Consider the following 13,504-nt stretch of genomic DNA (forward strand, 5'->3'; position numbering starts at 1 on the left):
CACGCTTCGGGGCATCCGCCCCTCGGTCCGGTCCGAGGATTTTCGATGAACCCTGCACAGGCTAAGTCCGTCGGACCCGTTCGCTATCGCTCACTTAAGCCAGTGAGGGTTCGTGAATACAGGAACGTTATCAGAAATCAGTGTAAAACAAATATTTATTAAATCTAAAACTGCGGAGTTTGCACATGAAGAAAATCTTAAACCATGTATTATGGGGGATTATTTTATTCCCTTTCTTTATCAGTATGTACTATGTAAACTATTTCCCATTATGGCTTCTTTTTGGACTTTATATATTAATAATTGGGGCGTTATCTATTTATGGAAGCATATTTTCTAAGCTTGAAAGGATAGAGAAAAAGGGGAAAAGAATTTACACGAGAATCATTTTAATAATTACAGGAATAGGGTTAATAGTCTTTTTTAGTTTGGTTTGGGCCACGAGTTACATGGACATTGGTAACTATATATCAAAAAACTACAATACAGTTAAGCAGAGCCGAGGGTAATTCAACCGGACAACTTCTGCGAGCCTAAGTCTGACGACCCGTTCCCTATGGTCACTTAACGCTACAAGAACGTTAGATGCAACCCTTGCATCAAAAGAATCTTAAATGATATTTTTTGTGAATTAATAGAAGAACAGGTGAAGTATGAAAAATAATCTTAATTTACATTTTTTAGTCTATTTTGGTATGTCTTTTATCATTCTATTTATTATGTTTATAATTAAACATTATTTCTATAATCAGGAATCTCTTAATCTAGTAATATACTTAGTAATGATCTTATGTTTGACTGGAGCTACATGTACTGTATATGCCATAATTATCCTGAATAAATTAGTTAAGACTAATGCATCGAAACAAAAGTACATATTAAGTATGCTTATTATTTTATCACCCATAATAATTTATATGTTGTATTCCAATATTAACGAGCGCATAGAATTCAATAGAACTATCGCCAATTTAGAAAGTACAACACCAAAATGGGCAACCAAAGAAGTAAATGATTGGCTTGATAAAATTGACACAGAATTTCAATATAAGCTTGATAATAATAATTTGATGTTAACTTATTTTGAAAGTTATGCAGAGTCGGCAAATATCGTGTTTAGATTTTATAATGCAATAAATTATAGCGAGTACTATTGGGAGAAGTCATTAAATTTTGACACAATTACAGTTAATCTAATTGAATCGGGCAAGAACTATAAGGTAATAACAAAAAAAGATTCAATAGAGATTGAAAATATTGGGAAATTTAAAGTAGATCGAATAAAGTATGATGATTGTGCCTTTCTATCAGATCATGGGGAAGTAAATAGTTCTGAACCAAGTTATGTTTGTAAAGAAAGAGAAAAAGGTTTTGATGGGGAAGCGAGGTATAAACTGATTTTTCAGATACCGTTAGTAGAATTAAAAAGATATAAATATTTGGAAGATATAAAGATATTAAATACCTTAAAGATACGTACTAGTAAAACGCCCTTTGATCTGGACAGAAGAAGAAGTGCCGTGAGTTTATTCAACCGGACAACCACCGCGAGCCTAAGTATGACGACCTGACGACCCGTTTATAAAACCCATCGCCAATCTCCGAGAGAATCGTAGCTGCCGTGAGCGCACCGACACCGGGAATCGATCTTAACAACGGGTAATTGGGAAGAATTTTATGAATTAAAGGTGAATGGAGTAAGAGAGCACATGACGTTCGAGTAAATTCGAAATCATGTGCTCTCTTCCTTTCTTCGTCGATTACGGGGTGTACGAAAATAGTTTTGGAAATAATAAGGGCAGCAAACAACCAATTTGAATCGTGGGATTGAAAACGTTTTTGGAATGGTGTAGATTAAGGGACAGGCTAATAAGCAGGCCTATGATTTCATCAAACCAAGGAGTGAATTACAATCATGACTTTCAAAGCGGCTATATTTGATTTGGACGGCGTCATTACGGACACGGCGGAGTTCCATTATTTGGCGTGGAAGAGGCTGGCGGACGAGCTCGAGATATCCATCGACCGGGAATTCAACGAGCAGTTGAAGGGAGTCAGCCGCATGGAATCACTGGAACGCGTACTGGTGCGAGGCGGCAGGAAGGAGGATTGGTCCATCGAGGAGAAGATCAGACTCGCCACGGAAAAGAATGACTATTACAAGCAGCTCATAGACACAATTACGCCGAGCAATCTGCTTCCCGGCATCGAATCGCTGCTGATGCGCCTGAAAGAAGAAGGAATCCGGATCGGTCTTGCTTCGGCAAGCAAAAATGCGCCGGATGTCATCCGAAAGCTGGGCGTCGGTCATTATTTCGATCATATCGTTGACGTCGGTCTGGTTGCGAATGGCAAGCCGGATCCGGAAATTTTCTTGCGAGCGGCGGATGCGCTCAATACGCCATACAGCGATTGCCTTGGCGTTGAAGACGCCGAAGTGGGTGTCGAGGCCATTAAAGCAGCCGGTATGTTCGCGGTAGGCGTAGGAAAACCAGATATTCTCGCGCAAGCGGACTGGGTCGTTGAAAATACGGGAATGCTTAACTATGCAGACCTCTGCAAAAATTATGCAAACCGCGGACACGCTGCCAGATAAATATTTCATATTGACCATGAACATAAATATTGATACTATGAAACCGTAACCAAAAACGTTTTCGAGAAATGGGGTGATGAAATGGCTTCGATTAAGGAAATTGCTGAACGCTCAGGATTTTCAATTTCAACAGTTTCCCGAACCCTGAACAACTATACGGATGTTAATGCCAAGACCCGCGAGAAAATTATGCAAATCGCCAAGGAGATGAATTATTATCCCAACGCGGTTGCAAGAAGCTTGGTGCAGAAGAAAACACATACAATCGGCATGTTTTTTGGCAATAAAGAGAATTCCGCGCTTGATCATCCCTTCTTTTTGGACATCGTTTCGGCCGTCCGCGAAGAAATGGGCAACCAGGGCTATGATATTTTATTATTCACGAACAAAACCAAAGAGCATTCCACGCTTACGACACTTTGCCGGGAACGCAGCGTAGACGGCGTCGTACTGCTGTTATCCGGCGAAGGCAAGAAGCGAACCGAGCAATTGGACGAGCTGCAGGACAGCAACATTCCATGCGTTGCGATCGATATTCCGCTAGTTGGTGATCGCTGTACTTACGTAGAATCCGATAATTACACGGGGGCGAAAGAAGCCGTAAACTACTTGATTTCGCAAGGCCATCGCACAATCGCTTTCATCGGCGGTGACGAAATCAGTAAGCAAAGCTTCGATCGGATGCGGGGATACCAAGACGCATTGATGGAGAACAAGCTTGGCATGGATCCTATGCTGATGCGGCTCGGTTATTTCTCGAAGACAAGAGCCGTAGAAGAAGCCGGTTATCTGCTTGCCCACAAACCTAACATTACGGCCTTTTTTTGCGTAAGCGATCAGATGGCGAACGTCGTCATTGAATTCTTGAATAGCCGCGGCATGAACGTGCCGGAGGACATTTCAGTTATGGGATTCGATGATATCAAGGAAGCTGTATATTTTAGGCCTAGATTAACCACAATAAGACAGAACAAGTACGAGATGGGCACACAGGCCGCTCGTATTCTATTGCAAACTATCGATGATGAAGCCACCCGGCCAGAACCCGTAACACTGCCTTGCGAGCTCGTTATCCGCGAGTCCGTCGCCAAACCTAGACACATATAAGTTTTTTTGATTGTTTTTCAAAAACGTTTTTGGATTAACCAATTTCGAAAAATATGGGGGATTAGACGATGAAAAAACATGTACCGGCAATGGCAGCTCTTCTGATTGGCGCTTCTTTGCTCTCGGCCTGCGGCAACGATAACTCGAATGCCGGCAGCAATCAAACCGGAGCCGATGCGGGCGGGAACGCGGACAATAACCAAGAAGTGACGATTCAATATTGGCATACGCAAACCGAAGAAGACCGCGTAAAGCAGCTCAAGGCGCTCATCAGCAAATTTGAAAGCGAAAACAAAGGCGTGCACGTTGAACAAATCCCGATCGCGGAAGAGGATTTCCCGACGAAGATCTCGGCTGCACTGGCAGCGAACAAGCTCCCGGCCATCATCGAAGGCGGTATCGACGCCATGCAATTACTGGGCTCCCAAGAGGTGAGCGACACGGCAACGAGCGAAGCGGTCATCAATGAGCTGGGCAAAGACGATTTCTACACCGGCGCGCTTGCATCGCTCAAAAACCCGGATGGCGAAGGCTACCTTGGCGTTCCGATTTCAGGCTGGGTGCAAGGGATCTGGTACAACAAGAAAATCTTCGCCGAGAAGGGCTTGCAGCCCCCGACGACATGGGAAAACATTCTGAAAGCGGCGCAAACGCTTAACGCGGCGGACAAGAAGCAATACGGGATCGTCATCGGCAAAGCGAAGGACGATTTCACGGAACAAACCTTCAGCCAGTTCGCGCTGTCCAACGACGCGAAGATCTTCGACCAGAACGGCGACCCTGCCTTTACATCGGATCAAATGAAGGAAGCGCTGACGTATTATAAGGATTTGTCGAAATTCACTCCTCCGGGTGCGACGACTTGGCGGGATGCGCATGACCTGTACCTGTCGGGCAGCGTACCGATGATGATGTACTCCACGTACATCATGCCGGATCTGTCCAAGAACGCCGAGCTTGCCAAGAATACGGGCTTTGCGATTCCGGAGCACAAGAATAAAGCGACCTTTGGCCAAATCACGGGACTTGCGATTACGAATACGATTGACAAGAGCGAGACGGAAGCTGCAAAAAAATTCGTATCATTCTTGATGCAGAAAGAGAACAATATCAACTATCTGCATATCGCCCCGGGCGGAGCGAACCCAACCCGCAAATCGGTGGCCTCCGATCCGACTTACTTGGAAAATCCAATTCTGAAAGCGTTCGGAGAGACGGCGGCTCTAATCCCAGCCGGCCTTGAGAACCTGCAGCGTTTCGGCTTCCAAGATAACAAGACGTACACTGTCATGGGTGACATTTCGTCGCGCTTCATCATTCCGGAAGCGGTCAACAGCATCACGGAGCACGACGGCGACGTCAACGAAGCCGCAGACAAAGCCGAGGCTTCCATGAAAGAAACGGTAGCGCAATCGAAATAAAAAGCAGCAAGGACAAAGGAGTGAACATCTGCGGCGAATCCCCCTTGCATGGGGGTTTCGCTGCAATGAAGCTATGAAAAAAACTTCCAAAGCAGCAGAAGCCAGGCTTGGTTATTTATTGATCGCGCCCTCATTGGCATTGATTGCGGCAGTTATCGTGTATCCACTTTTTTATAATATCTGGCTGAGCTTCAATCACGTATCACTTAATCCGCGCAAACCGAGCAAATTTATCGGTTTCGGCAATTATAAGAGCTTGATCTTAGACGGCAGCTTCTGGCATTCGATCGCGGTAACGCTGATTTATGCGATCATCACCGTTGTCGGTGCGACGGTAATTGGTCTATACGCGGCACTGCTGCTGAATCAGAAGATGAAGGGCCGCCGTCTCTATCGTTCCGTTATTCTGCTTCCTTATGTCGCGCCGGTCATCTCGCTGGTATTCATCTGGAAGTACATGTTCAACCCGGCCTACGGCATCGTGAACGATGTGCTTGTTGATCAGCTGCATCTGCTCAGCCACCGCATCGATTGGCTGGATTCCGCGTCAGGTTCGCTCTGGCTCGTCATTATATTTGATATTTGGCATCTGTTCCCGTTCACGTTCATGATGATTCTCGCCAAGATGCAGTCCATTGATGAATCGATGTACGAAGCCGCGAGCATCGACGGCGCAACGCCTTGGCGCAAGCTGTGGCACATCACGCTGCCGGAAATCAAATTCGTCGTTGCTTCGCTTGTCGTACTGCGGTTCATCTGGAACTTCTATAAATTCGACGAGATCTATCTGCTGTCCAAGCAAGTGCCCGTTGTCGGCGTGTATACCTACATGACCGCCTTCTCGACCTACAATTACGGCTTGGCTTCGGCCATTACGGTATCGTTGTTCGTTCTCGTCATGGCACTTGTGCTTGTCATCGTTAGGAAGGTGATCAAATGGTAACCACGAACGGTTTTGCAAAAAGGCTGATTTTATACGTTCTTGTCGCGCTGACGCTGTTCACCGCTATTTTTCCGTTTCTGATGATGCTGAGTACGGCGCTGAAGCCTAGCGCCGAAACCATCAGTCTAAATCCGACGTTTTTCCCGCGCCACATCACATGGGAGAATTTCCGCGATGTCTTGAATCCGGACGTGTTCCCGTTCTGGCGTTATTTCCTGAACAGCTTCCAAATCTCCTTCGCGACAGCGCTGATCTCCGTCGTTGTCGGCACCATGGGCGCTTATAGCTTTGCCCGCCTAGATTACAAGGGACGCGGCGTTTTCCAGAAAGGCGTCTTGTTCATCTACATGTTCTCCGGCGTGCTGCTCATCGTACCGTTGTACAAAATGGTTACGGCCGCCGGCCTGTACGATACGAAAGTATCGCTAGTCATCGTCTACATCGTGCTTACCATGCCGGTTACGCTCTACATGCTGGGAAACTATTTCCGCACGATACCGGAATCCTTGGAGGAAGCCGCTCTCATTGATGGTCTGAACCGGTTTCAGGTTATCTATAAAATCATTGTGCCGTTGTCGCTGCCGGCGATTGCGTCTGTCTTCATTTACGTGTTCATGATTGCATGGAACGACTATTTGTTCGCTTCGATCTTCATCACGTCCGAGGACAAAATGACGCTGCCGATCGGGCTCAGCCATTTGTTCCAAACGAAAAACTTCGTCTGGGGACGCATGATGGCGGCTTCGCTGCTGACGGCGGTTCCGATCGTCATCCTGTTCAGCCTCGTAGAGAAATATTTCTCCGGCGGCTTGACCGAAGGCGGCGTCAAAGGTTAATCGAATACCATTCACGGGAGGCATCATCATGAGTAAACAATTAGTGGCCGTCGCGCCTAGACAAGCAGAGCTCTTACATTACGAAGATCGTCCGATCGCTGCGAACGAAATCAAAGTCAAAGTCAATTACGCTTCGCCGAAGCACGGCTCGGAGCTGGCGGATTTTCGCGGCGAAACGCCATTCCTGAACGACCAATACGATCCCGAATGGCAGCTGTTCCTGCCGCGCGATCCGGGCGAGGAGCTGGGCGTTAAGTTCGGCGAATGGAACCTCGGCAACCAATGGGTCGGCACGGTTACCGAAGCCGGCAGTGAAGTGACGGATTACGCGGTCGGCGACATGGTTTGCAGCTACGGCGGCATTCGCGAGACGCATATTATCAAGGCGGTCGACAATTACCGGCTATATAAAATGAAACCGGGCATGTCCTGGAAAAACGCCGTATGCTATGATCCTGCTCAATTCGCACTCGGTGCGATCCGCGACGGCCATGTCCGTCCGGGCGACCGCGTCGCGGTAATTGGCCTCGGTGCAATCGGCCAGATCGCAGCGCAACTGGCCAAGAAACTCGGCGCAAGCTATGTAGCCGTCATCGATCCGATTGAAGCTCGCCGCGATGTGGCGCTTCGCGACGGCGCGGATGCGGCATTTGACTCCATGAACTGCGACGTCGGCCTTGAGCTGAAGAAAGCGACGAACAAGCAAGGCGTCGACGTTATCATCGAGACGAGCGCGAACGTGCATGCGCTGCAGGATTCGCTCCGCGGGCTGGCATACGGCGGCACAATCGCATACGCCGGGTGGGCGAAGGAATTCAAAGGCGGGCTGAACCTCGGACGGGAAGCGCATTTCAACAATGCCAAGATCGTCTTCTCGCGCGCGGGCAGTGAGCCGAATCCCGACTATCCGCGCTGGAACCGCAAACGCATTGAGGAAGTGTGCTGGGAGATGCTGAGCAGCGGCTACATTAACTGCGAGCACATCGTTTCGCCGGTTGTCAGCTTCGAAGAATCCGCCGAGGCGTACTGCGAAGTCGTGGACCGGCGTCCGGAGCTAAGCATCAAGCTGGGTATTACGTTCTAAGTCTGCTGAGAGTGATTAACTAAAGCGAGGTCTTTCGAATGAAAATAGCTACACAGGACAAGCCTTTCTTCCCGGAGCAGGTAGAAGCGAAACTCGCAGCCGTGCAAGCGATGGGGTTTGATGCCTATGAAATCGACGGCAAGCTGCTGATTGACGAATTTGAAGCCGTGAAGCGCGCGATCCGTACGCTCGGTATTGAAGTCCCGACTGCCTGCGGCGGATACCGCGGCTGGATCGGCGATTTCAATGCCGAACGGCGCGAGCATTCCATAACGGACATCGGCGAAATATTGAAGCATTTGGCCGAGATCTCGGGAAAAGGGATTGTCGTGCCTGCGGCATGGGGCATGTTCTCCCGCAGGCTTCCACCGCACACGCCGCCGCGCTCCGACGAAGAAACAAGAGCCGTGCTTCTCGATTCGCTGGGCAGGATCAACCGCGTTGCGGAACAAACTGGTACCTATCTCTACCTCGAACCGCTGAACCGCTACGAAGATTATATGATCAACTCGCTCTCGGATGCCGTCAGCCTTATTGAAGAAGGCGGGTTCTCCCGCGTACAGGTCATTGCGGATTTTTTCCATATGAATATCGAAGAGCGCAATATCGCTGCCAGCCTGAAAGCGGCGCGCAAGCATCTCGGCCATGTCCATCTGGCGGATAGTCACCGGTTTCAGCCCGGAGACGGCCACATGGATTTCGTCTCGGGCTTCCGGGCGCTGAAGGAAATCGGATACGACGATTATCTAGCTTTCGAATGCCGCGTGCAGGGTGAAGACGAAGCGTCGATCTACCGAGCGTCCGTCAACTATATCCGTGCCTGTCTGAGACAGGCGGAGCAATCTAATTAAACAGCCGCCTACGCGCGGAACGCATATCGCTCCGCGATGCGTTCCGTACGCAGGCGGCGTTGAACGATAGGGAAGTGAATACATGGGTAAGCTGAAGGTCGGCCTGATCGGTACCGGCGAAATCGCGCAGGTTGCTCATATTCCGGCGTATAGGAAGCGTTCGGAAGAGGTGGAGATCGTGGCGCTGGTCAACCGAAGCAGAGAGAAGGCAGAGGAGATCGCAGCGCAGTACGGTATTTCGAACGTATTTACGAGCCATAAGGAAATGTTCGAAGCATGCGAATTGGATGCCGTTAGCGTCTGTACGCCGAATCGCTCGCATGCGGCAATGGTCATCGACGCGCTGCATGCGGGCTGCCATGTGTTGTGCGAGAAACCGCCGGCGCTCCATGCGAGCGACGCTGAAGCTATGGCAGCCGCCGCGGCCCGAAGCGGCCGTATGCTGGCATATAATTTCAGCTTCCGCTACTCAAGCGAGGTAGAAGCGCTCAAGCGGTACGCCGACGCCGGCGAGCTTGGGCATATTTACGCTGCCCGCGTGGAAGCGATGCGCCGCAGAGGAATTCCCGGATGGGGTTCCTTCACGAATAAAGAGCTGCAAGGCGGCGGGCCGCTTATCGACATCGGAATTCATATGCTGGACACAGCGCTGTACCTCATGGATTTTCCCGAGCCGGCATCCGTGCTCGCGGCCACGCATCAACAAATCGGCAACCGTCCGGGCGTTGGTCTGATGGGCAGTTGGGATCCGGAGGCATTCACGGTTGAGGACGCCGCCATGGGGATGATTCGCTTCAAGAACGGCGCATCGCTTCTGCTCGAAACGTCGTTTGCGATCAACATGCGGGAGAAACAGACGATGAATGTGCATTTGTTCGGCAATCAAGGCGGCGCGACAGTATTTCCGCCGGCCTTTTTTCAAGAGAAGCACGGCTCGCTCGTCGATTTGTCGCTTCCATTTATTGTGGAGCACGACAAGCGTCAGCGGGCCGTGGACGATTTTATTACGTGCTGCCTGGAGGGCAAGACGCCTCGCTGCACGGCGGAACAAGGCGTCCAAATCATGCGGCTGATCGATGCCTTTTATCAGTCGGCGGAAACCGGCGAAGCCGTATATCTATAAAGAAAGAAAGCTTGGGGAAGAGGAAACCAAATGCTGCAGTATGGATTGGGAATCGGGGAAGACCAAAACTGGCTTTTCTCGGAAAACGGCTTTCAAGGCGAACTGCTGGGCAAGACGGAGACGATCATGGCGCTTGGCAACGGCTATATGGGTCTTCGTTCCTCGCCGGAGGAATCGTACTTGAAGCAAACCCGCAATTTATTCGTTGCGGGCACCTTCAACAAATTCGATGACGGCGAAGCGACGGAGCTGCCGAATGCCGCCGATCTGACGGAGATGGAAATCGTGCTGGGCGGCGAGAGGCTGTCGCTTGAAAGCGGCCGCGTCCATGTATACCAGAAAAGCTTGAATTTGCGGACAGGGGAACTAACGCGCGAATTTCTATGGGAGAGCCCTAAAGGGCGCAAGTACAGCTGCCGCTTCTTGCGTTTCGTGTCGCTCGATAATTTGCACATGCTCGGCATGCGCATGGAAATCACCCCGCTGAGCGGCGAGTGCGAGCTGCGCTGGACAAGCGGCATCAACGGCCAGATGACCAATTCCGGCGCGCAGCATTTCCACGAGGGCATCAAGCGGATTTACGACAAGGAAATCGCGCAGCTGGTACAGACGACAACGCAGTCGAACATCGACTTCGTACTCCATGCCGCCAATCGCTGGGAATTGGACGGAGAGCCGCTCGCGCTGAAGCCGGAGATGAATATAGGCCGCCGCAAGGTCGGCATGTCATATTCATGCACGGTGCCGGCCGCGTCGGTCATCGCTGTCGAGAAAATCGCGAGCGTCAACACGAGCCGCGATGCCGAAGCCATGCAGGGAGAGGCGTACAGCCTGGATATGCTGCGGGAAAAGTCCCTGCAAGCGTTCCGCTCAAACTTCGGCAAGGGCTATGCCGCACTCCTGTCGGACAGCGCTGCCCGTTGGAAGGCCTACTGGGACAACGCAGACATCACCATCGAGAGCGAAGAGGACGGATTTGATCAGTTAGCGGTCCGGTTTGCGCAGTATCATCTGCTGATCATGACCCCGCATCACGACTCCCGTTATGGGATCGGGGCGAAGGGCTTGACCGGCGAAGGGTACAAGGGTCATTCCTTCTGGGATTCCGAAATATTCATCCTTCCATATTTCCTGCATACGATGCCCAGCATCGCGAAGGGGCTGCTGGAATACCGTTATCTTGGCTTGGACGGTGCCCGTCTTAAAGCCGCTGACAATGGCTATGAAGGCGCGATGTATCCGTGGGAGACGGCCTTTACGGGCAAGGAAGAGACGCCGGTATGGGGCGCGGTGAACGTGCTCACGGGCAAAGCAACGAAGATTTGGTCGGGCTTTCTGGAGCAGCACATTTCGGCGGACATCGCGTTTGCGGTTGTTAAGTACGCACAGGCCACCGGCGATGAAGCGTTTATGGATGCTATGGGAGCTGAGATGTTGATCGAAATCGCTTCATTCTGGGCGAGCCGTGTTGTGTGGGACGAGTCGAGACAGGCATACGTCATCCTGAACATCATCGGCCCTGACGAATACAAGGAGCATATCGACAACAACGCATTCTCGAATTACATGGCGCAATGGGCCATTCAAGCGACTATCGAGCTGTGCCTGTCCTATCAGGAAACAAAACCGGACATCTACCGGCGCTTGAACGAGACGTTCGGCATCGAAGACAGACTGGACCAGTGGCGCAAAGTCGCTGCACGCCTCTATCTTCCGTCTCCGAGAGCAGGCGACAACCTGATTCCGCAGGACGATACGTATTTGACCAAGCCTTCGATCGATATTGCGCCTTACAAAAACAGCGCTTCGGTGCAGGGCATTCTGCGGGACTACAGCCGGGATCAGGTCATCGGCATGCAGGTATCCAAGCAGGCCGACGTCGTGATGCTGCTTTACCTGCTGCAGAATCGATTCTCGAACGAAGTGAAGGCCGCGAATTTATCGTACTATGAATCAAAAACGATCCACGACTCTTCGCTCAGCATGGCCGTGCACAGCATCGTTGCTAGCGGCATCGGCGAACGGGAGACGGCATACGAGTTCTTCCGACAGGCATCGGAAATCGATCTGGGTGCGAACATGAAATCGTCGGACGCCGGCATCCATTCCGCATCGCTTGGCGGCATCTGGAAATGCATCGTCTTCGGCTTCGCAGGGATTCAAGCGGAGAACGGCGAACTGAGCATGACGCCGCGATTGCCATCGAAATGGAAATCGCTGCGGTTCCCATTCGTGTGGAAAGGGACTCGGCTCCAAATTGAGCTTACGCACGAGCAAATCGCGATCGAGGCGGAATCGCCTTCGCCGGTTCCGATCGATGTGAGGATCGGGCACCAAGTCTACAGGCTGGAGGATCGGCTGACCGTATCCTACTCGAGTGCGCAAGGGAGTTGACGATCCTATGAAATTTATTTTAGCGCCGGACTCGTTCAAAGAAAGCATGTCGGCTCAGCTCGTGACCCGCGTCATGCGCAGTGCGATCGAATCTATCATGGAAGGCGCGGAGATCATCGAGCTGCCCGTCGGCGACGGAGGAGAAGGAACGCTGGACGTGCTGGCGTACGCGATGGACGGTCGGCTCCACGAGGCAAAGGTCAGCGGTCCGCTCGGCGAGCCGGTTACCGCCAAATACGGCATATCGGGCGACGGAAAGGTCGCCATCGTGGAAATGGCGCAGGCGAGTGGTCTGCAGCTCGTCGCACCCGAATCGCGGAATCCGCTCGTGACGACGAGTTACGGTACAGGCGAAGTGATTCTGCAAGCGCTTGGCCATGGCGTCTCGCAGCTGCTCATTACGATCGGCGGCAGCGCGACGAATGACTGCGGCGCGGGCATGCTCCAGGCGCTGGGCGCCTACGTGCTGGATGCGGGCGGTCAGCCTGTTGGGCCTGGGGGCCGAGAGCTTGGACGTGCGGCAGCTGTTGATCTGTCAGGCCTTGATGCACGGCTGAGGTCGGTGTCGATCCGCGTGGCCTGCGACGTGACGAACCCGCTTGTTGGTCCGCGCGGGGCTTCACGCGTATTCGGCCCGCAGAAAGGGGCGACGGAGGCGACGGCGAACGAGCTGGACGCGGCGCTGACGCATTTTGCCGATGTCATTGCCTCGAATACCGGTCATCGCCTGCATGATATTCCGGGCGCAGGAGCCGCAGGCGGCGTCGGCGCGGCGCTGATGCTGTGCGGAGGCACGCTGGAGCCCGGCATCGAGCTCGTACTCGACATGATGGGCTTCGACCGCCAGCTGCCTGGCACAGATTACGTGTTGACGGGCGAAGGCCGAATCGATCGTCAGACGCCGGACGGCAAAGTCATTGCGGGCATCGTGAAGCGCGCCCGGGCCGCTGGCGTACCGGTCGTCGCTTTCGCCGGCAGTCTTCAGCCGGGTTACGAGCAGCTGTACGACGAAGGCTTGCAGGCGGCTTTCAGCATTACGCCTACGCCCACGACGCTTGCAGATGCGCTCGAACAGGGCGAGACCAATTTGTTCCATACCGTATCCAATGCCATCCGTTTGATTCGTTCCGTGCAATCCTAGATAGAAAC

12 protein-coding genes are annotated in these 13,504 nt (G+C 51.7%); 11 read left to right on the forward strand and 1 reads right to left on the reverse strand.

The genetic code is table 11. From position 1 onward, the window contains the following. The first annotated feature begins 884 nt into the window (after window positions 1–884). Complete coding sequence (locus KXU80_RS03755; RefSeq protein WP_219836951.1) at window positions 885–1,571, forward strand: hypothetical protein; 687 nt, start codon at window positions 885–887, stop codon at window positions 1,569–1,571. On the opposite strand, the gene KXU80_RS28340 is transcribed toward KXU80_RS03755, so the two are convergent. Beyond that, window positions 1,531–1,809: a transposase gene (locus KXU80_RS28340; RefSeq protein WP_374987747.1), complete on the reverse strand. Its 279-nt coding sequence runs from the start codon at window positions 1,807–1,809 to the stop codon at window positions 1,531–1,533. The two genes, KXU80_RS03755 and KXU80_RS28340, sit on opposite strands and share 41 nt — an antisense overlap. Window positions 1,810–1,915: 106 nt before the next feature. Between KXU80_RS28340 and pgmB the strand changes: the two genes are divergently transcribed. From pgmB to KXU80_RS03810, 10 genes are all read left to right on the forward strand, one after another. Further along, the gene (gene pgmB / locus KXU80_RS03765; protein WP_219836953.1) at window positions 1,916–2,596 is read left to right on the forward strand and encodes a beta-phosphoglucomutase; all 681 of its coding nucleotides are present in this window, start codon (window positions 1,916–1,918) and stop codon (window positions 2,594–2,596) included. A gap of 81 nt (window positions 2,597–2,677) precedes the next feature. After that, on the forward strand, window positions 2,678–3,703 hold the full coding sequence (locus KXU80_RS03770; protein ID WP_219836954.1) for a LacI family DNA-binding transcriptional regulator: 1,026 nt from the start codon (window positions 2,678–2,680) through the stop codon (window positions 3,701–3,703). 68 nt (window positions 3,704–3,771) lie between these two features. Beyond that, a complete protein-coding gene (locus tag KXU80_RS03775) occupies window positions 3,772–5,124 on the forward strand; it encodes an ABC transporter substrate-binding protein (RefSeq protein ID WP_219836955.1) in 1,353 nt (450 codons plus the stop codon). A 73-nt stretch (window positions 5,125–5,197) separates the two neighbouring features. After that, a complete protein-coding gene (locus tag KXU80_RS03780; RefSeq protein WP_219836956.1) occupies window positions 5,198–6,067 on the forward strand; it encodes a carbohydrate ABC transporter permease in 870 nt (289 codons plus the stop codon). After that, window positions 6,061–6,903 carry a carbohydrate ABC transporter permease gene (locus tag KXU80_RS03785; protein WP_219836957.1) on the forward strand — a complete coding sequence of 281 codons (843 nt, stop codon included), beginning with the start codon at window positions 6,061–6,063 and terminating at the stop codon, window positions 6,901–6,903. Before KXU80_RS03780 ends, KXU80_RS03785 begins: the two co-directional genes overlap by 7 nt. Before the next feature lie 28 nt (window positions 6,904–6,931). Continuing rightward, entirely contained in the window at window positions 6,932–7,987 is a 1,056-nt protein-coding gene (locus KXU80_RS03790; RefSeq protein ID WP_219836958.1) for a zinc-dependent alcohol dehydrogenase, read from the forward strand. A 38-nt stretch (window positions 7,988–8,025) separates the two neighbouring features. Continuing rightward, complete coding sequence (locus KXU80_RS03795) at window positions 8,026–8,838, forward strand: sugar phosphate isomerase/epimerase family protein (protein ID WP_219836959.1); 813 nt, start codon at window positions 8,026–8,028, stop codon at window positions 8,836–8,838. An 82-nt stretch (window positions 8,839–8,920) separates the two neighbouring features. Then, on the forward strand, window positions 8,921–9,961 hold the full coding sequence (locus KXU80_RS03800) for a Gfo/Idh/MocA family protein (protein ID WP_219836960.1): 1,041 nt from the start codon (window positions 8,921–8,923) through the stop codon (window positions 9,959–9,961). A 30-nt stretch (window positions 9,962–9,991) separates the two neighbouring features. Continuing rightward, window positions 9,992–12,355, forward strand: a complete 2,364-nt coding sequence (locus KXU80_RS03805) for a glycoside hydrolase family 65 protein (RefSeq protein WP_219836961.1) — start codon at window positions 9,992–9,994, stop codon at window positions 12,353–12,355. 7 nt (window positions 12,356–12,362) lie between these two features. After that, window positions 12,363–13,496 (forward strand): glycerate kinase, encoded by a 1,134-nt coding sequence (locus KXU80_RS03810; RefSeq protein WP_219836962.1) that lies wholly within the window; start codon window positions 12,363–12,365, stop codon window positions 13,494–13,496. Window positions 13,497–13,504 lie beyond the last annotated feature (8 nt).

The organism is Paenibacillus sp. R14(2021), from assembly GCF_019431355.1.
Lineage (GTDB): Bacteria > Bacillota > Bacilli > Paenibacillales > Paenibacillaceae > Paenibacillus_Z.

Coding starts and splice junctions, on each gene's coding strand:
- KXU80_RS03755 (WP_219836951.1), top strand. CDS start 885: ATGCTTATTATTTTATCACCCATAATAATTTATATGTTGTATTCCAAT.
- pgmB (WP_219836953.1), top strand. CDS start 1,916: ATGACTTTCAAAGCGGCTATATTTGATTTGGACGGCGTCATTACGGAC.
- KXU80_RS03770 (WP_219836954.1), top strand. CDS start 2,678: ATGGCTTCGATTAAGGAAATTGCTGAACGCTCAGGATTTTCAATTTCA.
- KXU80_RS03775 (WP_219836955.1), top strand. CDS start 3,772: ATGAAAAAACATGTACCGGCAATGGCAGCTCTTCTGATTGGCGCTTCT.
- KXU80_RS03780 (WP_219836956.1), top strand. CDS start 5,198: ATGAAAAAAACTTCCAAAGCAGCAGAAGCCAGGCTTGGTTATTTATTG.
- KXU80_RS03785 (WP_219836957.1), top strand. CDS start 6,061: ATGGTAACCACGAACGGTTTTGCAAAAAGGCTGATTTTATACGTTCTT.
- KXU80_RS03790 (WP_219836958.1), top strand. CDS start 6,932: ATGAGTAAACAATTAGTGGCCGTCGCGCCTAGACAAGCAGAGCTCTTA.
- KXU80_RS03795 (WP_219836959.1), top strand. CDS start 8,026: ATGAAAATAGCTACACAGGACAAGCCTTTCTTCCCGGAGCAGGTAGAA.
- KXU80_RS03800 (WP_219836960.1), top strand. CDS start 8,921: ATGGGTAAGCTGAAGGTCGGCCTGATCGGTACCGGCGAAATCGCGCAG.
- KXU80_RS03805 (WP_219836961.1), top strand. CDS start 9,992: ATGCTGCAGTATGGATTGGGAATCGGGGAAGACCAAAACTGGCTTTTC.
- KXU80_RS03810 (WP_219836962.1), top strand. CDS start 12,363: ATGAAATTTATTTTAGCGCCGGACTCGTTCAAAGAAAGCATGTCGGCT.